Source organism: Dyella subtropica (assembly GCF_026283965.1).
Taxonomy (GTDB): domain Bacteria; phylum Pseudomonadota; class Gammaproteobacteria; order Xanthomonadales; family Rhodanobacteraceae; genus Dyella_D; species Dyella_D subtropica.
Window position 1 is genome coordinate 1 of the sequence record NZ_JAPDPD010000034.1, and the last position, 24,716, is coordinate 24,716.

Sequence of the window (24,716 nt, forward strand, 5' to 3'; positions counted from 1 at the left end):
GCGACAAACCGGCAGGACTGCCGGTTTGTCGCGCACAGGGGGCGCTCCTACAGCGTCATCGATGGTTGCGAATCAGGAGTGATCGGGCGGCGTGATGAGGTGCGGGCCGCTGCCAAGCATGTATAGGCCGTCATCCGGTAAGGCGTCGGCCATATTGTCCTCGTCGTCGCCCGGGCGCCGATACTTGGCCAGCCAGGGAACGGGCTCTTTCGGGCCCGGTATATATCCCTGCCAGTGGCCATAATCGTCCGGTACCCGTGTGCCCGCCGCCTGCACTTGATAGGACACTGGCACGCGGGCAATCCAGTAATCGTCTTTTACCCTTGGGCCGGAAGTCGGCGTGTTGAACGTCCACTCGCGTGCGGCGCGGATGCTGGCATCGGCAAGGACCCTTCGCCAAACGCGCATGCCGTTGTCGTCATCGGCCACCGTAAGATTGACCTGCTCGGCCGAGACGTCCGCCACCTTGCCGTCGCGGTCGATGCGGAGCAGCAGATAGACCGTGCCCGCCACCCGCGCCCGGACTGCCTCCATTGGATACCGCGGCCGCGCCTGGTCCTTCTTGATGCTGACCTGTTCTTCCGGGAGATCTTCACCGAAAGTCGTGCCGGCGACCCGGGCGACGTAATCGCCGTTCTCCTGGCGCTTGGCCACAATGCGTGTGCTCATCTTTGCCTTGGCCGCGACGGCGACACCGTCGCGCAACACCGGTCCGAAACGCCATTCGGCGGTCGCTTTGCGCATCAGTCCGACCACTGCCGGCGGCAATTGATCGGGCTTATCCAGCTCATAAGACCGCACGCTTCCATCTGGCGCCACCACGATCGAGCCGGTGACCACCATGCTGGCTTCCATCCGTTTGCGCACCGCATAGGCGCCGTCCGCGAAGGCTAGGCCAGAAAACATCACGCAGAGCATCAACATCCATAGTCGTTTCATCAGGGTTCTCCATGCTAGAAGGGGTGGTGACAGGCCGTTCGGGTGCGGCTAGGGCCGGCCCATAGAGCTTGCCGCCTTGCGTCGGTGCATCGGAGGCGTGAGCCGCGGCGGCCGCCAGTTGCGGGTCAAGAATGATCGAGCGGTGTCATGAGCCGTATGCCGCTGCCGACCATGTGCAAGCCATTGTCTGCCAACGCGTCGGTGGCGTTGCCTTTATCGTCGTTCGCCTGCGGGTATTTGCTCAGCCACGGAACGGGTTCTTTTGGGCCGGGTATGTAGGTCTGCCAACGACCGTAGTTGTCAGCGTCCGACTGGCCGGCCTCTAGCATGTGATAGGCGATCGGCACTCGTATGATCCATGAGTCGTCATTGGCATGAGGACCGGAGGTCGGCACGTTGTAAGTCCACTTGCGTGCAGCTTTGATGCTGGCATCGGCCAATACACCGCGCCACGCCTGCATGCGCTTATCGCTGTCCACCACTTCGAGGTTTACCTGCTCGGCGGCAACGTCGGCCACTTTGCCGCTGCGGTCGACGCGCACCAGCAGATAGACCGTGCCCGAGACGCGTCCTCTCATGGCCTGTTCCGGATATTTGGGGGCGCCCCCGTTTTTGTAGGTCACCGGATCTGCCGCCCCCGGTTCGCCGAAGGTGGCGCCTGCCACTCGTGCGGCGAAATTGTCGCCACCGTCCTCCCTTTTGGCGACCACGCGCAGGCTCATCTTCGCCTTGGCCGCCACCGGCTTGCCATCGAGCATGACCGGTTCGAAACGCCAGTTGACGGTGCTGCGACGGATCAGGTCGACGACTTCAGGCGGCAGTTGCTCTTGTTTGTTCAGTTCATGGGACTGTACGTGGCCGTCCGGTGCTACGACGACCCAGCCCGTGACCAGCATGCTGGCCTCCGCCCGCTTGCGCACCGCGCCAGGGCCATCGGCCAGTGCCAGCCCGCAGAATGCCAGGCACAACAGCGCTACCCATATCTGTCTCATCCTTGATCTCCCCTGTTCCCGAAAGGTTGCCGGCACATGGCTGGCCGCGCCGAGTATCGCGTTGCCCGGTTGCCTTGACTAGTGGGAACAGCGGATGGCGGGAGCTGTCATTTGCGTGTCGAATTTCGCCCGCATGGTTCGTCTTATCAGGGAGGCCGGTCTTCCCGCCCGACAACTGCCGAACACCTGACCGGGTCTCACCTTCTGACACGCGTTGCCACTTCACTATGCGGCGCCTGTCACCCCAGCCATCAAGGAATCGAAGATGTTTGCAAGAACCCATTTCGCGCTACATACCGTCGGCCTGGCGTCACTCATGGCAGTCGCCGTGGGCGGCATGAGCGATGTCCATGCGAGCGAGGCCACTTACAGCATTGATCCCGCGCATACCTATCCGAGCTTCGAGGCCGACCACTTCGGCGGCATGTCCACCTGGCGCGGCAAGTTCAACCGCAGCAGCGGCAAGGTCACGCTGGACAAGGCAGCGGGCACGGGCAGCGTGGATATCACCGTGGACGCCTCAAGCGTGGATTTCGGCCTGGAAAAGTTGAACGAGGTGGCGCGTGGACCGGAGTTGTTCGACGTGGCCAAATACCCCACGGCTGTCTACAAGGGTAAGCTCACGGACTTCGTCAACGGCGCGCCGACCAAGGTGGTGGGCGAGCTGACCTTGCACGGAGTGACCAAGCCGCTCGAACTCACCATCCAATCGTTCAAGTGTACCCAGCACCCGATGCTCAAGCGCGATTGGTGTGGCGCCGACGCAAGTGCCAGTTTCCGGCGCGATACCTTCGGCATCACTAGCGGCAAGGACTACGGCTTCAAGATGGATGTGGTGCTGCGCATCCAGGTGGAAGCGGTCATCGACGAGGAAGCTGGAGCGAAGAAGGTTGCCGGCGCGACGCCGCGCCGATGACCCGGCAACAGGCCGGCTCCCGGCCCCCGTACGCGCCGGTACGCCCGGCGCCATCGCGCGCTTAACAGCGATCCCCACTAGAATTGTGCGGATCAAGCACACGATGTCGGAGTTGCCATGAGTTCCCCCGCCCAGCACGTCCCCGCCAGTGCTGCACTGCACGAAAACAGTCCCCTGCGGTTTGTCACAGCGGCCAGCTTGTTTGATGGTCACGACGCCGCGATCAATATCATGCGCCGCATCATTCAGTCGCAAGGCGCGGAGGTGATCCACCTCGGCCATAACCGCTCGGTGGAAGACGTGGTGCGCGCCGCCTTGCAGGAAGATGCCGACGCCATCGCACTGTCGTCCTATCAGGGCGGTCACGTCGAATACTTCAAGTACATGGTGGACATGCTCAAGGAGAAGGGCGCCGCCCACATCCGCGTGTTCGGCGGCGGCGGCGGCACCATCACCCCGGAAGAAATCCGCGAACTGCAGTCCTACGGGGTGGAGCGCATCTACCACCCCAACGACGGCATGAAGCTCGGCCTCACCGAGATGATCGAAGACGTGATGCACCGCACCCGCGCCGCCGCCGAGCAGCGGGCGAATGGCGCCGCCGTGGCGCCGCGCGTGGACATCGACGACGAAATCTCCATCGGCCGCATGCTCTCCGCCATCGAAGAAAGCGAGCTGAGCGAAGCCGAACTCGACCATCTGCGCAAACAGTGGAAGATGGCCGGCAAGCAGACGCCGGTGCTCGGTGTCACCGGTACCGGTGGCGCGGGCAAATCCTCGGTGGTGGATGAACTGCTGCTGCGCTTCCTGCACGCCTTCCCCGAGATGCGCATCGCCGTGCTCGCGGTCGATCCCACCCGCCGCCGCAGCGGTGGCGCCTTGCTGGGCGACCGCATCCGCATGAACTCGCTGCGCAGCCATCGCGTGTATATGCGTTCCATGGCCACGCGCCGCCAGCACGCTGCCACCAGTGTGGTGCTGCACGACTGCATCGACTTCCTCAAGGCGCAGCCGTACGACCTGGTGATCGTGGAAACCGCCGGCATCGGCCAGAGCGATTCGGAGATCGTCGACCTGGTCGATTTCCCCATGTACGTGATGACCAGCGATTACGGCGCCGCCAGCCAGCTCGAAAAAATCGACATGCTGGATTTCGCCGAACTCGTGGTGCTCAACAAGTTCGACAAGCGCGGCGCGGAAGACGCGTTGCGCGACGTGCGCAAGCAGTGGAAGCGCAACCGTACCGCGTTCACGCTCACCGACGAACAGGTGCCGGTGTATCCCTCCATCGCCAGCCAGTTCAACGATCCGGGCGTGACCTGGATGTTCAGCAATCTGTGCCGCCTGCTGCGCGACAAGCTCTCGCTGCCCGCGCCGAAGTGGACGCCGCAGCTGGACACCACGCTCAAGGAGCCGCGCGCCACCGTGCTCATCCCCGGCAGCCGCGTGCGCTATCTCGCTGAGATCGCCGAGCAGGGGCGCGGTATCAACAGCGAGATCGAGCGCGAAGCCGGCTATGCCAGCAAGGCGCAGCACTACTACGAGTCGCTGAAAGACTTGGGTGATGCGCACCTGCCGCGCGAACTGGCCCGCTACGAAACGAATGCGCTGCACGAAGAAGGCGTGGACCGCACCCTGCTCACGCTGCGCCAGCGCTACAACGAGGCGCTGAAAGAACTCAGCCACGAGGCCATCCACCTGCTGCACGAATGGCCGTCGCGCTACCAGTCCGTCACCGCCGACGTCAACGAGTACAAGGTGCGCGACAAGGTGATCCGCGTGGAGAACTACCGCGAGTCGCTGAGCCACCAGAAGATCCCGAAAGTCGCGCCGCCCAAGACGAAGGACTGGGGCGACCTGCTGCGCTTCCTGATGCGCGAAAACCTGCCGGGTCATTACCCCTATACCGGCGGTGTGTATCCGTATCGCCGTACCGGTGAAGACCCCACCCGCATGTTCGCGGGCGAGGGCACGCCGGAGCGCACCAACCGCCGCTTCCATTACCTCAGCCAGGGCGGTGCGGCCACACGCCTGTCCACTGCATTCGACTCGGTGACGCTGTACGGCGAAGACCCGGCGCCGCGCCCGGACATCTACGGCAAGATCGGCAACTCCGGCGTCAACATTGCCTCGCTGGACGACATGAAGAAGCTGTACTCCGGCTTCGACCTCAGTGCGCCCAGCAGCTCGGTCTCCATGACCATCAACGGTCCCGCGCCGATCATCCTCGCGATGTTCATGAACACCGCGATCGACCAGAACGTGGAGAAGTACCTCAAAGAAGACCCCGCACGCTGGGCCGCCGCCGAGAAGCGCATCGTCGAACTGTTCGCCCACGGCAAGCGTCCGACGTACTCCGGCGATTTGCCCAAGGGCAACGAAGGCCTCGGCCTCGGCCTGCTCGGCGTCACCGGCGACCAACTGGTGGATGCGGAAACCTACGCGCGCATCAAGGAAGAAACCCTGCAGACGGTGCGCGGCACCGTGCAGGCGGACATCCTCAAGGAAGACCAGGCGCAGAACACCTGCATCTTCAGCACCGAATTCGCGCTGCGCATGATGGGCGACATCCAGCAGTACTTCGTCGACCACAAAGTGCGCAACTTCTATTCGGTGTCGATCTCCGGTTATCACATCGCCGAAGCGGGCGCGAATCCGATCAGCCAGCTCGCCTTTACGCTCAGCAACGGCTTCACCATCGTCGAGTACTACCTCGCCCGAGGCATGAACATCGACGACTTCGCGCCCAACCTGTCGTTCTTCTTCTCCAACGGCATGGATCCGGAATACACCGTGATCGGCCGTGTCGCCCGCCGCATCTGGGCCCGCGCCATGCGCGAGCGCTACGGCGCCAGCGCGCGCAGCCAGATGATGAAGTACCACATCCAGACCTCCGGCCGTTCGCTGCACGCGCAAGAGATCCAGTTCAACGACATCCGCACCACGCTGCAGGCGTTGTACGCGCTGTTCGACAACTGCAACAGCCTGCACACCAACGCCTACGACGAAGCCATCACCACGCCGACGGAAGAAAGCGTGCGCCGCGCCGTGGCCATCCAGATGATCATCAACAAGGAACTGGGCCTCAACTTCAACGAGAACCCGTGGCAAGGCAGTCACGTGGTCGATGCGCTGACGGACATCGTCGAAGAAGCCGTCTACAAGGAGTTCGAAGCCATCAGCGAGCGCGGCGGCGTGCTCGGCGCCATGGACACCATGTACCAGCGCGGCAAGATCCAGGAAGAGTCGATGTACTACGAGCAGAAGAAGCACGACGGCAGCCTCCCGCTGATCGGCGTCAACACCTTCCTGCCCAAGGACCACGGCGGCGAAATCGCCACCGAGATCGAACTCATCCGCTCGACGGAAGAAGAGAAGGGTCAGCAGATCGAAAACGTGAAGGCTTACGGCGAAGCGCGCAACACGCTCGCACCCGAAAGCCTCAAGGTACTGCAGAACACCGCCCGCGACCGCAAGAACGTTTTCGAGCAACTGATGGAAGCGGTGAAGTACAACTCACTTGGCCAGATCAGCCATGCGCTGTATGACGTGGGTGGGGAGTATCGCCGTAACATGTAGCAACAGGTGTCAGGTGGGTAGCCATTTTGCCGAGTTAGTGCATATCGATGCAGTCGGCTTCTAGGTTATGTGTTTTCATTGCTATTCTTTCGCGACATGACCATTAGTGAGCGACTTGTTGCGCGTCGACTAGTGGCAAGGCACTTGTGCTGGCATGGTGGGGGCGTAGGCTATTCATCATGAAATGTGATATATGCTTTGGCACGCTTTAGAAAGCAAACGATGGATCGTTAGGGGGCGCATGTGAATGCAGTGATTCCACCACCGGCTTATCAACCACATCCTCACCACAGAGATCCTACTAGGAGCAGCCAGAAGTCTCAGTGGTTAATACCTGTCGCCGAAGAAGTTGCTTGCTTTCAGCATGCATATCAAAGCAATTGGGGTGATGGCCAAAAATACTGGGGTGTTTATGTGCCAAATGGTGCGCCAGTGGTTCTAGGGCGTACGCCCGTGTCTCCAATTGCTTTTGTTGCGAAATTTGTTGGTCCTGTTTGGCATGGATATCCGGTCGCTCATTGGGTTGCACCCTATGATCGACCAGAGATGGTTGTGCTTAACAGATGGGAGGCATCTGGAATTATTGATAGGCCAACGAAATCAAAAATTCGCAGGGGAAAGAAATGCGCCCTGTAAAGATCATAATTCCTGGGTGTTATTGGGATACGCAGATTTATTCTGGTGACCTATACCTTTTTTCTGAGGAGGCTTCGCTCATAAGGGTGTATTGGCGAACTCTCGTCAATAACCTTGCCGACTCCAATCAGGATTTACAGACAGCTTTACGCGTTGGGTTCATTGATGGCGATCTTTTTTATAATGAAAAAGTAAGAAAAATTCTCAGGGATCCGTCGATTGATAAGACCATCCGCGATCAGCTTGACTCGTTGTCGAGTCGAACTTTGGAGGTTGCGGTTGGTGCCCAGGTTGGGGCTGTGGAGATTGCGAGTCCATTTGATTTCGCGCCGACAGATACTGATGTCTATTACGGCACTATCTTGGCCGCAGGTGATGCGGGGCTATTCAGTTGTAGAACTTCTCGTTTCCATTCGCGGAGAACCAGGGTAGTTCCTTATAAACACCATGACGCTGCTTTTCTCCAGATCAAAAGTTCCAGTCGAAACACGGCTGTGGCTGGTGCGGCAGGGGCTTATGGACTCTTTGAGTTTGCATTCGATTCAAAGAATCAGGTGGATGCCTTAACTTCCGAGCGCCTCCTGTCTCCTCGTTCATGTAAGGCATGTGATTGGTCTTTTGAAAGTGTGCTTGGTTGGTCTGAAACTTCGGCATTTCTTGCTAAGTTCAAAGAAGAGAAGTATCAGAACGAAAAGGTGCGCCTCTTTGATCGTATTGTTGATGTAGAAGAAATATTTAGAGATGCGGATGCTTCAAATGCACAGGGGCCAAGTTACAGTTGGGGTGCTCGTGAGAAACTTTATCGTGTCGAGAATGGGCAGATTCAAGTCGTTGATATAGGAGATGGCGATAGACGTTCGGGCTCTAGGGTAAAGCACGATGACGATGGTCCGCAGTTTCGCGGGGTGATTCAGACCTCTTTTTCCGAGGAAGAGGTTATTTCAACCGGGACGGCTCCGTTTGGTACGGTTATTGAGCTGCCTGATCGATTGGTTGTAATGCGGAGTGACTCATTGGTTGATGAATTTCCTGGTGAGCCAGTGCATTGGCGAATTTTTCCGCGGTCAGATCTTTATTCAAATCAGTTGCACATCATCTATGATGACCGAGTTGAGATTGTTTCATTCGTTCACGACTACTTTGTTGATCAGTCGGAAAAGATTTCTGGCTTTGCTAGAGGGGCCGCTGATCTTAAGTCGGAGCTTTTATTCTAGAGATCGCAAGGTGACGTCGCAGTTCCGTTGATTCCGTCAATGGCTCGTAAAGATCTATTTCTAATCTTGCTAGCGGGTTATGTGGACTTTTTGTGCGGACGATTGTTAGTCATTGTGTTTCATTCATCTCCAAAGCCGCGCTAGTTACCATTTCGGTCATGGGCTCCTACGATATGAACGTCTTCGAGCGGCTGATGGAAGCGGTGAAGTACAACTCACTCGGCCAGATCAGCCATGCGCTGTATGACGTGGGTAGGGAGTGCCGCCGCAATGTGTAAGAACACAAGGGGCCGGCAGGCCCCTTGTCATTTGGCAGCGCTGCGACGACGCGAAGTCCGCCATTGAGAGACCTCATATGAAATTCATTCCATGGACCCTGCTGCTCGCCGCGTGCCAGCTGTCGGCCGGTTGCGCACCGGCCTACATGCGCGTGGCACCCAGTGTGTCCGGTGTCGTCGTCAATGCGACCGATGGCACGCCGGTGACAGGTGCGAGCGTCTATTTGAACGAGTTTCCATCACGCGGCACCACGTCGGGACCGGACGGCCACTACACGATTCCGGCCATTCGACGGTGGACACTCTGGACGGCCGGCGACCTGGTCCACGAGCGAAAGCCGGGGTACCTGATCGTTGCGGATGCGCCGGGTTACTTCCAGGGGCAAAAGACCTGGGACCTGGGTGACACAACGCCACAGACCATCAAGATGAGTCACAAAGTCGGCGGACACTAGTCGCGCGCCAAGGAGGTCGAATGGAAGCGCGAGCTAGCGCCGGCGCCAATCCGTCTGCACTACGTATAGGCGTGCTGGTTGCAATTTTTGCGAACGTGGTACGACAGCGCACTAGGGAGCCGCACCATCCTGATGAGCGTGGTTGTGAATCGACACGGCGATAGCCTTTAGTGCGCTCTCAGTGCCCTCGCACGCATCGTTCGCGAGCATTGCGAAACCCTCTTGCCGCTCTGGATAGAGCAGTGCCGCGCTCGACATGCCGAAACTGCCGCCACCGTGGAACAGTGTGGGTTGATGGCCATCAGTCGCGAGATTCCAGGCCATGGCTACGCCTTCTTGGGCATTGCCCACGAGGGGGTGGTGCTGGATACGGATGACCGGGTCTCTCGCATCAAGTTGCCAGCGAAGATACTTGGCCATGTCCTCCGCCGTGGAGTAGAGGCCCCAGGCGGCTCCGGAGTTGCGCAGGTGATAGGGCATGAGGCGGCCTTTGCGGTCATACCCACGCACAAGCCGCGATTGATCAGCCTGGTGGACGACAAAATCAGTCGATGCCATGCCCAGCGGCTGCAGGATTTTCTGGTGCATCAAAGCTTCGAAAGACTGGCCATACATCTTCTCCAGTCCAAGGGCCAGAACGAGGAAGCCGGTGTTGGAGTAGGCCTCCTTGTCACCGGGCTGGCTGCGCAGACTCACGGTGTGGAGGGCGGACAGCAGCTTGTCTCGGTCGAAGCCCTCTTGCAGCGCGAGCAGTTCGCGGGGCAGGGTGTCGAAATCCTTCTTCGCATAGATGGCGTCCGTGTCGGGGATATCGCGCGGCATCCCCGAGCGGTGGGTCACCAGGGTGCGCAGAGTGATGGGTTTACCGCTCCAGGTCAGGTTGGAGTACGACTCCGGGAGATAGGCGCGGAAGTCACTGTCCAGCGCCATGCGGTCATCAACTATCGCGTCTGCCGCGAGTGCGCCGGTAAAGGTCTTGGTGACCGAGGCTATCTCGTAGATGCTCCGCTTGTCTGGTAGCCGGGTAGCGCCTCGCTCAGTGGAACCGTAGTCGTAATAGAAATGGCCCTCCCGGGTCACGACGGCGAGAGACAGGCCTACATGACAGGTGTTGCGAAAAAAGTCGGCGGCAGCGTCATCGACAGCCAGGTCCAAGGTGGATCGGCGCGCGTTGTCACTGGTCACGCTGAGCGCGGCTGCGGCAACTGGTCTGTGCGCCACCGCACATAGCAGTGCGAAACCGCACGCGCCCCATACTTTTCTTTTCATCGATGCCATGCTCCGACTTTGTTGTAGCCATACCAGAGGTATCTAACCGAACTGGAAAGTGCGCTCTGACCGTGGGGTTGATGTGCTGCTGTATACCGCACGTGAAATTGTGCCGAAATTCGCGCACAAATTGCCTCAATTCATCAAGACGGCGCGATCCGCTTTGCACAAGCTTGTGTTGCGGACGTTGTTTTGTGCCCTTTATTCGGGACGTTCGAGCGACTGACGCAAGCCTTGGGGGGGGGCTTGCTGGTTGCGTCCATGACCTGACGGGCGTCGAAAACGACAGCCGGGAGCCTACAGCAAGATGCGCGCAAGCCACGCAGGTCTGTGACCGGCGCATGGCTTTGCATCTCATGCTGGGCCATCAGAGGGGGGTAGTCATGGTCTGCGAGCCGTGCAAGGGAGTCGCATGCGACATTTTTTGCTGAGCGCGCATCGGGCGAAAGACGCGGACTGTCTTATCACCGCGTCAAGGGCCTTTGCTGCCGCGTCCCTGCTTATCGAGCATGAGTTTAATCGTGTTCTTAGTGAGAGCAGGTCATGGCCCCGCTAGACCAAATCCGTTTACGCGACGCGTTTCTATCGGAAATCACTCCGAGCGACGTCCTTCAGGCCATGTTCGACCCGCTGCGGGAGGTAGTGTTCAGCATCAAAGATCGTCAGGGGCGCTACGTGCTGATCAGCGAAGCCTGCGTGAAGCGGTGCGGCTTGAATCGCAAGGAGGAGGCGATCGGCAAAACCGCGTTTGCGCTGTTTCCGAAACCCATGGCTGAGCGCTACTCCCGCCAGGACGAACGCCTGTTCCAGACCGGCAAGCCACTGATCGACAGCCTGGATCTGACCATCTACAACGACGGCAGCACGGGTTGGTGCCTGTCGACCAAGCAGCCGCTGTGTGATCGCGCAGGAGCCATCGTTGGCTTGGCTTGTGTATCGCGCGATCTCATCGAACCAAGTCGCGCACATATGATCGATAACGGCTTTGCTGATGTGATCGATCATATGCGCGAGCACTACGCAGAAAAGCTGTATGTGCCAGATCTCGCGCGGCGGGCAAGAATCTCGGAGGCGCAATTCGAGCGGCGCATGAAACGCATCTTTGAACTCTCCGCCGGACAGTATCTTATGAAGTTGCGCATTAGCGCCGCTGCGCGCCTGCTGCAACGCGGCGAGGAGTCGATCTCGGAGATCGCCCTGCAGGTGGGCTTTTTCGATCAAAGTCTCTTGACGCGTGCATTCCGGCGCGTCACCGGCATGACCCCAGGACAGTGTCGGCGGATCGCTCACGATTGGCGTTAGGGATGCTCTGAACCAGCCTGCGGGCCTCCCACACATCACCCTGTCATGGATATTCAAATCCGCGGCACGCCGGCTTGAAAGACGGCGGGTCTTCCTGCGCCAACGCACCACGCATCGGTGAGCAGGGAGAGCCGGAGACGGCTGCGTAGACCGGATCAGAGCATCTCGGGATGGTACGCGTCGGTGTCACCACCATCAGCCGCACCAAGGCGATGTCATCCGAAAGTTTTCTCCAGAAATGGCAAATCCGTCTGACTGTACGGATTTTTTTTCCTATATCTCCCTCTCCCGCAGGGGCAGTGTTATAGCGCCGTTACGGAATCTAATTGCCGCCTTTTCATGAGGGAAAGCCAATGAGAATGTTGAGACTTGCACTCTGTTTAGCGCCGCTTGTGGTTTGGACAGATATCGCACTCTGTCAAAGCTGGACACCTTTAAATAATGCTCCGCCCATCACTATCGGCTACATGGCGCTGGCGACGGATGGCACGGTTCTGGCGCACGCCAGAACCTATTCTTCCGCCGATTCGCAGTGGTACAAGCTCACCCCCGACAGTACGGGTAGCTACGTCAACGGTACGTGGACCCAAATTGCTTCAATGCCCGCGGGATACGCGCCCATCGACTTCGCCGGTGGCGTGCTGGCCGACGGCAAGCTGCTTATTGAAGGCGGCGAATACAACAACGCACAAGATGTGGAATCAAACCTTGGCGCCATCTACGATCCGGTGGCGAATACGTGGACGTCCGTCGCTCCGCCCACGGGCTGGAGTCAGATTGGCGATGCTTCTGGCGTCATTCTCGCCAACGGTACGTTTATGCTGGGGAAGCAAGGCCTTTTTGACAGCGCGCTGTTTGACGAGGCCCATCTCAGCTGGACTCTCACCGGTGCGAACAAGCCCGATTACAACGTTGAAGAAGGCTGGGCGTTATTGCCCAACGGGAAAGTGCTGAACGTCGAAATAGATGCGTTCCAGCAATACAACGCAACGGGCACCAAGTCCGAGCTCTACGATCCAAGCACTGGATTGTGGAGTGAGGCTGGAAGCACGGTGGTGCAGCTCTGGGATTCCGCAGCAAACTGCGGCGGTGCAAGTGCAGCCAGTTATGAAATTGGTCCCATGGTTCTGCGGCCTGACGGAACGCTGTTTGCGACGGGAGCCAACAAATGCGGGGCCGGGCATACCGCGATTTACAACACGGCTACCGGAACCTGGGCGGCTGGCCCGGATTTCCCTAACGGCTTGAATATCGCCGATGGACCTGCGGCAGTGGAAACCAATGGCAATGTGCTGATGATGGCCAGCCCTGGGATCTACCAGAGCCCCTCGACATTCCTCGAATGGAATGGCAGCACCTTGACGCCCGTTGCGGCGCCCTCCACGGCATCCGGTGATTCTTCCTGGTACGGGGCCATGCTGGAGTTGCCGAACGGTCAGATCTTGTTCTCCGACCTGAGCCAGAACCTCCAGGTGTGGACTCCGAGTGGAACGTACCAAGCCGCTTGGCAGCCAACCGTCAGCTCCGTGTCCACCACACTGACACCCGGAAGCACGTATCCGATCTCCGGAACCCAGTTCAATGGCGTATCTCAGGGAGCTGCCTACGGGGATGACCAGCAGATGGCGACCAACTATCCATTGGTTCGGATTGTAAATTCGGCAACCGGTCACGTGTTTTACTGCCGCACCCATGATCACAGCAGCATGGGCGTTGCGACGGGGAGCTCACCGGTAAGCACGAATTTCGACGTGCCCTCTACGATTGAGACAGGTGCCAGCGAGCTGTACGTCGTCGCCAACGGTATTCCGTCAGCACCGGTTTCGGTCACCGTGGGCACCAGCTCCGGAGGTACGGCAACGCTGAGCCCGGCACGCATCGACTTCGGCAATGTGGCAGTCAACGGAGACAGCAGCTGGCAGTCGCTGATACTGACCAACAACGGTACCGCGGCGGTGTGGATCAGTAGCGTAGCTGTCAGCGGCGCAGCCTTTACGGACACAAGCTATTGCTCAGGGTCTCTGGCCGCAGGATCCCAATGCGTCATTTACGTCTTGTTCCACCCGACGTCCAACGGGACCTTCAATGGCACCGTCACCGTGATCGATAGCGCGTCGAACAGCCCGCAAATCTCCACCTTGGGCGGCACGGGTGGTACGACGACCGGGGGCAACATCAGCTTCTCGGGAACCATAGCCTCGCAGGGGCAATACGTTTTCACACCGAACTTCACGAGTGGGGCGGGGCCTGTTACTGCAACGCTCAATGCTCCTGCAGGCACCAAATGGAGATTTGTTGCGGACAACGCCACCACTAACCAAGCAGTGGCGGAACAAGACGGCACCGGGCCGTTGACGATCACCTTCACCGCCGCCGCAGGGAATAGTTACAACTTCTTTGTAGAAGCCACCTCGGGCTCGGGCGCTTGGTCGGTTACGGGATCGCATCCGTAAATTGCCAGAGCAGTGACCATCGGTACGCTGAGCTGCAGCCGGGCCGGTTCCGTAAGGGGCCGGCCCGTATGTGTCGCTGGACAGCGTGCCATGGAGCGCGATGAGCTCATCATGCTCCTGTTCGAATGAGGCGTTGACACAAGTGTGTAGGTGAAACATTGAAGCGTACGGCGTTTACTGCCGGGCGCTTCAATGCTCAATCCCAGGCCGGTTGCCAATGGAACATCCAGTGCGGGCGGTGCTCTAACCCCGTCGCTTCACTGAATCGTCAAATAGTAAGTAAACGTATTCGTCATCCCGGTCATGCCGACTGTCTTGCGCACGATGGTATGCATGCCCGGCGACAACGGCCGGAACATCATGAAATAGCCGTTGGTCAGATCAGGCTGCCACGAGCCGGTGATGCAGCTGTCGAAGGTCGATTGCAGGCTGGGATCGCCTTTGACGGAGAATACGTTCTCCGAAATGTAGTGGTAATCCAGCGCATCGCGTACGGGCCGTCCATCCAGGGTCACGTCCAGCGACGTCATCATCATGTAGGTCTTGCTGTCGGCGACGAGGAAGTCGTACAGCGATTGCCCTGGTTTGGGTCCAAAGTTCGGATCGGGGCAGGGGTAGGTATCGCTGACGAAGCCGATCATCAGAAAGATAGCCTTGTCCCGCGGGATGGTGCAGGCACGGGTAAAGTTGCCGGCCATCATCGAGGCGATGGGCGCGAGAAACCACACCGGGCCTTCCTGGCCCACCGCGCAATTCGCGCCAGTGGGATCGAGGAATGGATTCTTGTCGAGAGGCTGCGCGTAGACCCACTGGACGGATCGATCGGCCCAGCCGTAGATGCTTTTGTCGAACGGGCGCGAGTGCCTGGAGTAAAGCATCGGGTTCGCGTCGTGGTCGAAATCGGATGGCTCGCTGGCAAAGGCCGCAGTCATGACGCAGCAAGACGCAAGCAAAGTGCAGAGCTTCTTGTACATAGAACCCTCCATAGTTGGTGAGAAGCGGGAAACACAGGCGTGGGGACGGTGGTGTTTCTCATGCGAGACCCCTAGAGGGGCAGGCGCAGCTTCCGGCAGATGCCCTAGGGGTCGCTTCCATAAACGTGCCGAGGTAAGCCGGTGATGCCGTGAATCTGCGGCAGGACAACCCACCTTTCTGGCACAACCCCAATCTGGCCGCTTCCAAATTCTTGCTGCCGCCCAAACTGGACTCCAACGGCCGAATCCGGGCGTATGATCGGCGGCGGACAAGCGCTTTCCAGGGGCCGTGCAGATGGCGATCATGCAGACCGTATGGCGTTCGTCGCATTTCCAGGTGATCAGCCAGGAGTGCAAATACCCGCGCGGCGATTGCGGTTACGTCCAGGGCGGCGAGCCCGCGCGTTTCATCTTCACTCGGCGCGGCTCCTTCGCGATGCACGCGGGTGGCAAGACCTGTTTCGCACGACCGGGTCAAGCGGTCCTGCTGCAGAAGAACGTCGAATACCGCGTCTCGCATCCAGAGGCTGAGGGCTGCGACTGCTGCACCGACGTGTGGTTCGACGACGCCGTGCTGGACATGCTCGGCCTGGCAAACACAAAGGCCCAGCCATGCCAGGCTTTCGCGCACGACCTGCACTTTCAGAAAACCCACGTGCAGATGCTGCTAAGCCTTCGGCACGGCGGCGCTGACCCGCAAGAAGCCGATGAAGTATTGCTGGACACGCTTGAGCATCTCTTGCCCGAGCATGCCTCCATCCGCCCGCACCCCCGCGGTGCCAGCATCGCGCGGCAGGTGGCGCGCGTGGAAGAAGCCATCATCGGCCACACCGGAGAGAACCTGAGCATCCACGAACTCGCCAAGCTGGCCGGTTGTTCCTCATTTCACCTGTGCCGAATCTTCCGCAATAGCACCGGCCAGTCGCTACGCCAATTCCGTCTGCAGCAGCGGCTTGGCACCGCGCTGGGGCGTTTGGGTGAGGGCGAGGAAGATCTGGCTGCACTTGCCTGCGACGTTGGTTTCAGCAGCCATAGCCATATGACGGATGCGTTTCGTCAGGCCTTGGGTATGTCGCCAAGAGAGATGCGTGAGCATTTTCGGCGAAGTGACCTCCATCATTTGAGGGCGCGCCTGGCAACCCTTTCGCCTCGTCGCCACCCGTTGCAGTAAGCTCCCCGAGCCAACAGGGGGGCGGCTATGGAAAGCAGGCGGAACGGTGAGGCTTGGGGCGTCATATCGATGATCAGGCGTTTCTTTCGGCGTGCTCGCAGAGGCGTGGCGGAGCAGCGTTCAATCGTGGGCGACGCAGCCTTCGCCAACCATCAGCGCGCGTCAGCAGCGTTCTCGACCCTTCGTGCTGGTTGGGGCAGCGGCATAGTGAACTGGCTGGCCGGTTGCGTGCAGATTCTGATCATGTTGGCCGCCAGCGCTTTCGGCATTGGCTTTGGTATGGCGGCATGGCGCGATACGGGTAATGCGTTTGCTGGCGCCATGCTGTTATGGGCGATGCTCTATTACCCCGCGATGATTGTTCACGAGCTTGGCCACTACTTCGGTGCGCGCCTGGCGGGCATGGCCGTGTTGCACGTGCGGTTGTCGGCCATCGAGATACGGCCGCAGCAGAGAGGGTTCCGCATGCGGTGGAATCCCATCCGCAAGCAACTGCGCGTGGGTGGCTACGTCATGGCCTTCTCCGATCCCGCCCGACCCAGGCGCGAGCAGGTGATTGCCTTGGCGTCCGGCGGCCCAGCAGTGAATCTCGCCCTGGCAGTAGTGCTGGTTGTGGCGGGTTGGGCATGGCTGCCTCACCGAGCAGGCTGGTTGTGCGAGGCCTTTGCCGCGATGAACGCAGGCATGGGCTTCGCCAACCTTGTGCCCAGGCAAGGCATTGTTCCGAGCGATGGCCGGACGCTACTTCAAGCGCTAAGGCACCGCCTGAACGACTCGCCCCAAGTACGCCTGATCTCTCTGTCTGTTTTTGGCTGCACAGCGGATCGCCTGCCTGGCGAGGATCTTGTCGCCCTGGAAGCGCAAGCTTCTCCGTTGCCCCTGGTGGCGCTGTGGTACCGGCTAAAGGCACATCAGAATCGGGGTGAATGGAAGGAGGCCGTTTCCATGCGAGCCACGCTGGACGAACGGCTCCACGCAATGGATCAAACGCCAGCTTCCCGGCCTGCCGACCTCATCGCCGTTATCCAGACGGAGATCGCCTTTTCTCAAGCGATGGTTACTAAAGACGCCGCTGTCCTCGTCGACGGTTTGCTGCCGCCAAAGGTCGCCTGGGATGTTCCCTTCCTCTGGCCGCGCTGCCTGGCACTTCGCGCGGCGCTGGCCGGGGATATGGCGCGTTGCGTGGAGTCGCTGGTCGTGTCCAGGCGGTATGCGGAGAACGCCATCGATCAAGCGTTGCCTATCAGCGAGCGAATGATCCGCGCCAGCATGGCGGCATCGTTCGGCGATGCCTGGAGCGAGGAAGCGATAGGCTCGGTGCGCACGGCATAGCGTTCGCAAGCGCCACTCCTGGCGCCGCCCGTCCGTTGCGCTATGCTCAGCGCACTTTCCGGGGGGGAATGGATGACCATGCAGCGCTGGCTACTCGCCGCCGCCGTGACCTGCGTAAGCGCTACGGGATGTAGCGAGTCACCGGCGGACGACATCGCACAGGCAACGCACCGGCCACAGCAGGCCGGCCAACCAACCAATCCTGTCGTTACCGTCGCGCATATCGCTGCCGCGGATGCCGCCGCGCTTGCCGGTGATCAGCGAACGACACAGCAGCATCTAGAAGCCATGCACAAGGACATGATGCGGTCCATGCGCTTGGCTGATCCCTCTCGCCCTATTGATCACGAAGCCGCCCGCGCAGCCATTCGCAACGTGTCGGGCGTGCGCACCAGTGCATGGATCGACCGGCAGAACCTGATGGTGATGGTAGGCGGCGCCAACTACCGAAGCATGGACACCATCGATCGCATTTGTGTGGCGCTGGAGCCGTTGGGCGACACGCTGGCTGTGGTGGTGAATGTGCAGAACGTGATCGCTAAGACCTCGGAGGAGGCTGACACCTTGTCGCGTAACTGCCAGCTGCAGGCGGGAGAGCGGGCGTTGTTTCAGCAGAAGCGGCAGGTGGATGCATTGGATCCGGAGTTGCGGCGAGTCTTTAAAGCACGGCAGGGTGCGAGCAAATAACTCTGGCCCCATTTCCCTGGAACATCTGCCGTCACGCCACACCCAGGAGCCAATATCCCGGTCCAATGTAATAACCAGTTCAATGCAGGAGAGGGAAGAGTATGGATACATCGAATGAGCTGAGTTCGCCAAGGCTAAACATCGCCAGCTTCTGGCGCCGCCTGGGCGCATTCGTTATTGATTGCATCTTGCTAGGCATCGTTGGCGCCATGCTGGGTCAGTTACTGTTCGATCCACTGGCCCGCATGGGCTCCCACGCTCGGCTGATCGGCTTCGCCATCGCGCTGGCCTACTTCGGCATCTGCAATAGCCGTGTGCGCGGCGGGCGGACCTTCGGCAAGCAAGCGCTGGGATTGCGCGTCGTCAATGCGAGCGGTGAGCAACTGTCTCTGGCCCGATCCTTGTGTCGTTACGCCGTGCTCGGCGTGCCGTATTTCGCCAGTGGTATGGACCTTGATTCAGCCGGGCTGTTGAATTCTGTATTCGGCTACCTCATGGTGCTGGTGGTCGGCGGCGGCCTGTTGTCCATCGTCTATCTCTATGTGTTCAACCGCCGAACGCGCCAATCGCTGCACGACCTGGCGGTGGGTTCTTATGTCGTGCGCATACAATCCGAGGAGGCGCCTTATCCATTGCGCCCAGTGTGGGCCGGTCATCTTGTAGCGGTCGTGCTGCTCGTAGCACTCACCCTCACCGCGCCCACTGTGGCTGAGCATTTCATGAGAAGCGCGTCCTTTGCGGACCTGCTACCCATCCAGCAGGCTCTGGCCGCACAACCGCACGTCATGAGTGCGGGTGTAACGCGAGGCTGGGTCTCAGGAATGGGCAAGGAAACGCACTATCTGAGCGCACAGTTGAAACTCGATACACCCCATTTCGATGAAGGCGACTTGGTGAAGAACACCGCCAGATTGCTGGCTAAAGGCGACGCCCGAATCGCCGATGAGGATGCGATTGTGGTGAACCTCATCTATGGCTACGACACCGGGCTTTCATCGGGGTGGAGGTCGCAGCGGTATTCGTATAAACCGGATCGGTTGCCTTGAGCTTGAGCGGGATACGCGCCTGGCACATGCAACGGTTCTGCTATCGCTCGGAGCGCTAGGTCTATGACCGGTTACTGGTTCAAATCGACTCTGTTTCAGATCGAGCCCGATGAGGACGTAGAGGTCAATCCCGGTAGATATGGGCGGCAGTTGGCCTTTTGGCTCAAGGCCAAACTGGAACAGCGGGGCTTTGAGATACAGGACGTTTTTCCTGAGGATTGGGGCTGGTGTGTGCGTTGTCATGCCAAGCCGTTTCAGCTCTGGGTTGGCTGCGGGAATATGGACGACGCAGTGACCTTGTCGGAGGACGTGTTGCCCCTAGGCGAATCTGTCATCTGGCACTGTTTCCCCGTGGCCGAAGTACCTCCTCTGGCGAAGCTGTTCGGAAAGATAGACGCAGCACCGGCGCTAGCCAGGCTTGACGCGGCTGTGCTGGAAATTCTCGACGTAGAGCCTGCCATTCAACGCGTGGATGCGCCTTGATGATTTAGTGCTGCACCTCATGGCTTCACAAGCCTCAACGTCCTCCGATCCGACTCCTCAGCAGATGGCGCCGATCACTCGCTGTCGCATCCAGCAGGCGATGCTCATGCGATCGCGCGTGGCGGGCAGCACTTCGTGTTCGAACTGCGAAGAGAGAAACAGCAGTAGCGTGCCGGCGCGTGGATAAACATCGCGATGCGATTGATCGGTAAGGTAGAGCCGCAGTGCGCCACCTTCGGCATCCTGCCACGCATCGTTGAGGTAGAACACGGCGGAGACCACGCGGGCATCGTTGTCGCGCAGGCGGTCGAGGTGGCGTGCGTAAGCGGCGCCTGGTTCGTACACCGCGTAGTGCGATTCGCTATCGACCAAGCCGAGCAACAGGTCGCGGTTGAGCGCGATCCGTAGCACGTCGATACGGTCTGCAAACGCTTGCTGCGGTTCGCTCAGCGCTTCTGGCAGGAACCAGCACGTGCTGTCGCCGCGCAACCGCGTGGCGGTGCGATCGGCGCCTACGCGGGCTGGCGTCAGCAACTGCGCATCGTGCATGGCCATGCATTCGGTCGCCAAGGCCTGCGTCTGGGCAAGTGACAACAGGTTCGACACGACACACCAGCCATCGGTGGCGAGCGTGTTTGTCGCCATGTCGAACTCATGGGATGGAGTGTTCATCAGCAGCCTTCGTCGTGCACGGAATCGCGACGTCATCCAATCTGCGCAGTGCACGCTCGATTGAACCAACGAAGAGGATGATCATGGCGGGGGTGCTCATAGGGCAGACGTGGCCTTTGGGCCGGCTTGCCGCAATGTCAGGTAACCCTTGCCGGGTAGCTCTGCAGCATACGCTGAAACCTCGCGTCGTCGCGCGATGCCGTGCGAGCAAGATGTTGCGACGGATGGTTAGCGCTTTCGCAGCGGATCGAGCAGTGGCTTCAATCCGTTGTGGTCGAGTTCAAGCATCAACGCCAGCAGACGTCCCAGATCGCCAGGTGGAAAGCCCTTGCGGGCAAACCAGGCGAGGTAAGCGCCGGGCAGGTCGGCGATCAGGCGACCCTGGTATTTGCCATAAGGCATGGTGACAGTGACCAGTCGCTGCAGATCTTCCGCTTCCATGTTTCCTGGTCTCTGCTGTGCGGGGTTATTTGGCTAACGGCCACGCACGATTCGCGAACGCGTTGAACTCCAGTGCATGGCCGAATGCATGGCCGGGGTCGGCAGCCATGGCCGCTCCTTTTACCATCCCATCACGGTTTTACAAACTTCAGCGTCATGCGATCGGATTCGCCGATGGCTTTCATCTTGGCGTGCTCGTCGTCGGGGCCGGCCAGATCCGGTGGTAGGCGGTGCACGTTGATGTCTTCCGGGTCGTCGAGGTTGGCGTTGATCTCCGACACGCCGCTCAATCGAAACCCGGTCTTGAGCGCCAGCGCGATCACATAATCCTCGGGGATGCGGTGCAGTGCGCCTGCGGTGGTGACAGGGTCGGCGAAGGGTTTGGCGCGGTGTTCGGTGAGGCCGAGTACGCCGCCGGGCTTGAGCACGTCGAATGCGGATTTGAAGACGGCTTCGAGGGTGTCCGGGTTGTTGATCAGCCAGTCGTGGGTGTTGCGGAAGGTGAGCACCATGTCAGCCGAGTGGCTGGCGCCCAGGTTCACCTGCTCCGGTGGCGAAAACGGGATGACCTTGGCGATATGCCCGTACACCGCCGGCTCGGCCTTGAGCTTGGCGGTGAATTTCTCCGCCTTGGGTGAGGCGGCTTCGATCAGGTGGCCGTGCGCGTAGAGGAAGGGTGCAAGGATCTCGGTATACCAACCACCGCCCGGCGCCAGCTCGATCACCGTCATGTCCGGCCGGATGCCAAAGAATTGCAAGGTCTCGATGGGGTGGCGGTAGCGATCGCGCGCCTTGTTGGCGTCCGAACGCCACGAACCGTTGACGGCTTGCTGCAACGCCGCGGTGGTGTTGTCGGGCGATACAGCGGGAGCAGTGCTGCCGATGGCGGGGAGCAAGAGCGCGGCAGCAAGTAGGGTGAAGCGTTTGCAGGTGCGGCGAAACATGGTTCGACCTCCTGACGATGAGTGTGAAAGCCTACGCCGATTTATGCAGGGGGGGCTAACGTGCTGCCGCGCTTATGTTTAGATCCGCGCGCAGGCTGTGAAGGCTTTGCTGGTTGACCTGGATGAAGCCGGTCACTGGCGTGTCGAGATCGGCGATAAGGCTTGCGGCGATGGCGATCATCAGCACCGGTACAAAGGTCGCCATCACGGCGCGATGGCGCTGACCATAGCCCACGACGGCGGACGTCATGATCGCCAGGGTCGACAGCAACAGCCAGATGTCGGTGGGTATGCGGTTATTGATGGCAGCGATGCGTTTGCTGTCCAGGTCGATCATTTCGTTCAAGGACTGCGCATACATTGCGACGATCGGCGTCGGGGTCTGTTCGGATGCGGCGATGGCGCCACTCCACAGTTCGTCCTGAATATCTTTCGAGCGCTTGGCGGAGTCGCCCCGCGCTTGCTGCGGCCTGTCGCGGCCGAAAACAGTGATACGCGCATCGACGTATTCGCGCAGCAGCGCCGGGCCCTTGGTCCGTATCGGCGCTGCCTGCATGGAGGCGCGGAGGTAGGCGGTGCCGATCGCATTCGCCTCATCGACGACCAGTTTCTTGCGCTCATCGAAGCGGCCAAGCGCCATCGACATGGAGAAACCAATCAGCAGGCTCAGCAGGATCGCGATCTGATTGCGCGTGGATTGAACCTCCTTCTCCCATTCCTTGTCATCGCGATTGGCGGCGAATGCGCGAAGCCGGAAACCGATCTCATGCGACAGCAACAGGACAGCACAGGCCACGAAAAACAGCAGGATCGGATGGTCGATCAACGGCATGGTCACTCCCCTCGGTGTGATGCGAACGGCCGGCGTGGCCGATATCTTCGTTGCGTGTGGCAGGCCTTCAAGCTGGGCTGGAACGCTGCTCCGCTATTGCAAATCCGCAGCCATCTCGTCATCCAATTCCAAACTAAAAGTATCGTCAGCGTAGGTTTCGAAGACAACGGTGTTGTTGCGGCGCGTCTGCATCATGGTTTGAACGTCTGCCGGGTTCTCAGGATCAAACTCAAACGCCATGATCTTGCCAGCGTCATCGTCTGCGTCAATCTTCGCAAAGTGATGCGATTTGACAAAGCTCAGCACGAGATTCTCCAACGTCTTGCGCGGCAGCCGGCTCTTCGCGGTATAGATGTGATATGCCTGCGCGGTTTCGGTTTTGTCAGCCGACTTTTCTGCCGAGTTCAGCCACTCGACTACGCCAAGCTCCGACATGGGGATAAACCATTTTGGGTAGTTGGACGGCGCCTTGTGATTGTAAATGTGAAGGATGTCGCGAGAGGTGTCGGTGTCGAGCGCCGTCGCGCTTGACGATATTGAAATCAGGCCAAATCCGAGGGTAATGGCGAGCGATAAGCGAGAGTGACGTTTGAGCATGTTGTACTTTGAATCCAATGCGTTTGAAGAAAACCCAGGAAAGACTTGATCAACCAGCCCAAGCCCAATGGCGCTAACTTAAGCCCCAGCGAACTTTGCGGTTGACGAAGCGTACTGAAATGCAAAGAAGGAAGGCTGGTTGGGGATGCTCTGATCTATTCAACGCAGGCGAGCTGGCACCGAGTCCCGCTACGCCGCCGATGATTGCGACCCTGCTTGCCTTCATCGTTCAACTCCAGATCGATGGGGTGCGCATTGTCGCTGAAGTGTGGGGTGAAGCGTCAGGTGGCGTTGGTTGAGAGTGCAGGTGCGGTCTGCCGACCCTTTCCGGCAGTAGGGAAGGGTTGGGCTGGGCTGGGCTGGGGTGAAGCCCTTCATGTAACGCCCCGCCTAACCGCAGCGAAGGTTAGGCATCACATTTTGTGCATCGTCATCGGGTGCATTATCGACAGGCAGGTTCCGCCATGGCCCACGCAACGTCGAGCAACCCTAGCCATACCCACCAGACGGCCTTCGTGCTGGCTGGGGGCGGCAGTCTTGGCGCAGTGGAAGTCGGCATGTTGCAGGCTTTGCTGGAAGCGGGCGAGACGCCAGCCTTCATCGTCGGGGTCTCGGCGGGAGCGATCAACGCGGCCTATTTCGCGGCGGAGCCGACCCGTGCAGGTGCGGAAAAACTGGAGCTGATCTGGTGCGCGCTCAGACGCCGGGATGTGCTTCCTCTCAGTCTGCGCAGCGTGCTCGGTATGGTTCTTGGTCGCGGCCACCTGGTGGATTCCGCTGCTTTGCGGCGCTTGCTGGAGCGGCACCTGCCTTACCGGCAGCTGGAGCAGGCGGCGTTGCCGGTGCATATCGTGGCATCGGACATGTTGAGTGGGGATGAGGTGCTGTTGTCGTCTGGATCGGTGATCGACGCGGTGCTCGCCAGCAGCGCCATTCCTGGCGTGTTTCCACCCGTGCAGATCGGCTCGCAGCTGTTGGTTGATGGCGGTGTGGCGAATAACACGCCGATCTCCACCGCCATCCGCCTGGGCGCGACGCGCATCATCGTGCTGCCCACGGGATTTGCCTGTGCGCTCAACCGGCTGCCTTCGGGCGCCATCGCACGCGCCATGCATGCGCTCAGCCTGCTGGTGTCGCGCCAGCTCGTGCACGACGCCGAACGCTTTGCGGGCAGCGCTATCACACTGCGCATCGTGCCGAGTCTTTGCCCGCTTGACGTATCGCCGTATGACTACTCCGCAGCAAGCTCGCTCATCACCCAGGCAAAGGCCAGCACGCGGCAATGGCTGGAGGGCGGTGGTCTGGACCGCGACGAGGTGCCGGGTGAGCTGCGTGAACACCAGCATGCATGAGGTGGGGCAATAGGTCGGGCGCGACATGGCGGCGCTTAAGGGCCCTCTGGTCTATTCCACGTAGGCGGCATGATATCCAGAAAGCGCGCTGCCGCTGCCGCGTGGCGAAGCGGCTGACTGGTGGTCAGGTCAAGCCGCGCGGCAGCGGCAGC

21 protein-coding genes are annotated in these 24,716 nt (G+C 59.9%); 12 read left to right on the plus strand and 9 right to left on the minus strand.

The window, feature by feature from the left end:
• Positions 1-72: 72 nt before the first annotated feature.
• On the minus strand, positions 73-939 hold the full coding sequence (locus tag OUZ45_RS20265) for an energy transducer TonB (RefSeq protein ID WP_266172146.1): 867 nt from the start codon (positions 937-939) through the stop codon (positions 73-75).
• A gap of 125 nt (positions 940-1,064) precedes the next feature.
• Positions 1,065-1,931 carry an energy transducer TonB gene (locus OUZ45_RS20270; protein WP_266172147.1) on the minus strand — a complete coding sequence of 289 codons (867 nt, stop codon included), beginning with the start codon at positions 1,929-1,931 and terminating at the stop codon, positions 1,065-1,067.
• Positions 1,932-2,196: 265 nt separating this feature from the next.
• On the opposite strand from OUZ45_RS20270, the gene OUZ45_RS20275 reads away from it, so the two are divergent.
• From OUZ45_RS20275 to OUZ45_RS20290, 4 genes are all read left to right on the plus strand, one after another.
• Entirely contained in the window at positions 2,197-2,847 is a 651-nt protein-coding gene (locus OUZ45_RS20275; RefSeq protein ID WP_266172148.1) for a YceI family protein, read from the plus strand.
• Positions 2,848-2,964: 117 nt separating this feature from the next.
• Positions 2,965-6,426: a methylmalonyl-CoA mutase family protein gene (locus OUZ45_RS20280; protein ID WP_266172149.1), complete on the plus strand. Its 3,462-nt coding sequence runs from the start codon at positions 2,965-2,967 to the stop codon at positions 6,424-6,426.
• Between the two features lie 623 nt (positions 6,427-7,049).
• Positions 7,050-8,276: a hypothetical protein gene (locus tag OUZ45_RS20285; protein WP_266172150.1), complete on the plus strand. Its 1,227-nt coding sequence runs from the start codon at positions 7,050-7,052 to the stop codon at positions 8,274-8,276.
• Positions 8,277-8,631: 355 nt separating this feature from the next.
• Entirely contained in the window at positions 8,632-9,009 is a 378-nt protein-coding gene (locus tag OUZ45_RS20290; RefSeq protein ID WP_266172151.1) for a carboxypeptidase-like regulatory domain-containing protein, read from the plus strand.
• 111 nt (positions 9,010-9,120) lie between these two features.
• Here OUZ45_RS20290 and OUZ45_RS20295 read toward each other — a convergent pair whose 3' ends face one another.
• Positions 9,121-10,287, minus strand: coding sequence for a serine hydrolase domain-containing protein (locus tag OUZ45_RS20295; protein WP_266172152.1), 1,167 nt, complete (start codon positions 10,285-10,287; stop codon positions 9,121-9,123).
• A gap of 609 nt (positions 10,288-10,896) precedes the next feature.
• Here OUZ45_RS20295 and OUZ45_RS20300 point away from each other — a divergent pair.
• Together OUZ45_RS20300 and OUZ45_RS20305 are read left to right on the plus strand one after the other, a co-directional pair.
• Positions 10,897-11,580: an AraC family transcriptional regulator gene (locus OUZ45_RS20300; protein ID WP_266172153.1), complete on the plus strand. Its 684-nt coding sequence runs from the start codon at positions 10,897-10,899 to the stop codon at positions 11,578-11,580.
• A 353-nt stretch (positions 11,581-11,933) separates the two neighbouring features.
• Positions 11,934-14,033, plus strand: a complete 2,100-nt coding sequence (locus tag OUZ45_RS20305; protein WP_266172154.1) for a choice-of-anchor D domain-containing protein — start codon at positions 11,934-11,936, stop codon at positions 14,031-14,033.
• Between the two features lie 257 nt (positions 14,034-14,290).
• On the opposite strand, the gene OUZ45_RS20310 is transcribed toward OUZ45_RS20305, so the two are convergent.
• Complete coding sequence (locus OUZ45_RS20310) at positions 14,291-14,965, minus strand: hypothetical protein (RefSeq protein WP_266172155.1); 675 nt, start codon at positions 14,963-14,965, stop codon at positions 14,291-14,293.
• A gap of 346 nt (positions 14,966-15,311) precedes the next feature.
• Between OUZ45_RS20310 and OUZ45_RS20315 the strand changes: the two genes are divergently transcribed.
• From OUZ45_RS20315 to OUZ45_RS20335, 5 genes are all read left to right on the plus strand, one after another.
• Positions 15,312-16,178, plus strand: a complete 867-nt coding sequence (locus OUZ45_RS20315) for a helix-turn-helix transcriptional regulator (protein WP_266172156.1) — start codon at positions 15,312-15,314, stop codon at positions 16,176-16,178.
• A 126-nt stretch (positions 16,179-16,304) separates the two neighbouring features.
• Complete coding sequence (locus tag OUZ45_RS20320) at positions 16,305-17,510, plus strand: site-2 protease family protein (RefSeq protein ID WP_266172157.1); 1,206 nt, start codon at positions 16,305-16,307, stop codon at positions 17,508-17,510.
• A 72-nt stretch (positions 17,511-17,582) separates the two neighbouring features.
• Complete coding sequence (locus tag OUZ45_RS20325; RefSeq protein ID WP_266172158.1) at positions 17,583-18,197, plus strand: hypothetical protein; 615 nt, start codon at positions 17,583-17,585, stop codon at positions 18,195-18,197.
• A 101-nt stretch (positions 18,198-18,298) separates the two neighbouring features.
• Positions 18,299-19,243, plus strand: coding sequence for an RDD family protein (locus OUZ45_RS20330; protein WP_266172159.1), 945 nt, complete (start codon positions 18,299-18,301; stop codon positions 19,241-19,243).
• A gap of 63 nt (positions 19,244-19,306) precedes the next feature.
• Positions 19,307-19,726, plus strand: a complete 420-nt coding sequence (locus OUZ45_RS20335) for a hypothetical protein (RefSeq protein ID WP_266172160.1) — start codon at positions 19,307-19,309, stop codon at positions 19,724-19,726.
• Between the two features lie 57 nt (positions 19,727-19,783).
• Here OUZ45_RS20335 and OUZ45_RS20340 read toward each other — a convergent pair whose 3' ends face one another.
• The 5 genes from OUZ45_RS20340 to OUZ45_RS20360 all read right to left on the minus strand — a co-directional run bounded on the left by OUZ45_RS20340 (position 19,784) and on the right by OUZ45_RS20360 (position 23,212).
• Positions 19,784-20,398, minus strand: coding sequence for a 2OG-Fe(II) oxygenase (locus tag OUZ45_RS20340; RefSeq protein WP_266172161.1), 615 nt, complete (start codon positions 20,396-20,398; stop codon positions 19,784-19,786).
• 228 nt (positions 20,399-20,626) lie between these two features.
• Positions 20,627-20,839 (minus strand): DUF3820 family protein, encoded by a 213-nt coding sequence (locus OUZ45_RS20345; protein WP_266172162.1) that lies wholly within the window; start codon positions 20,837-20,839, stop codon positions 20,627-20,629.
• A 131-nt stretch (positions 20,840-20,970) separates the two neighbouring features.
• Complete coding sequence (locus tag OUZ45_RS20350) at positions 20,971-21,783, minus strand: class I SAM-dependent methyltransferase (RefSeq protein WP_266172163.1); 813 nt, start codon at positions 21,781-21,783, stop codon at positions 20,971-20,973.
• Between the two features lie 55 nt (positions 21,784-21,838).
• The gene (locus OUZ45_RS20355) at positions 21,839-22,615 is read right to left on the minus strand and encodes a bestrophin-like domain (protein ID WP_266172164.1); all 777 of its coding nucleotides are present in this window, start codon (positions 22,613-22,615) and stop codon (positions 21,839-21,841) included.
• A gap of 93 nt (positions 22,616-22,708) precedes the next feature.
• The gene (locus OUZ45_RS20360) at positions 22,709-23,212 is read right to left on the minus strand and encodes a hypothetical protein (protein ID WP_266172165.1); all 504 of its coding nucleotides are present in this window, start codon (positions 23,210-23,212) and stop codon (positions 22,709-22,711) included.
• A 464-nt stretch (positions 23,213-23,676) separates the two neighbouring features.
• Between OUZ45_RS20360 and OUZ45_RS20365 the strand changes: the two genes are divergently transcribed.
• On the plus strand, positions 23,677-24,564 hold the full coding sequence (locus tag OUZ45_RS20365; RefSeq protein WP_266172166.1) for a patatin-like phospholipase family protein: 888 nt from the start codon (positions 23,677-23,679) through the stop codon (positions 24,562-24,564).
• The last annotated feature ends 152 nt before the right edge of the window (positions 24,565-24,716 follow it).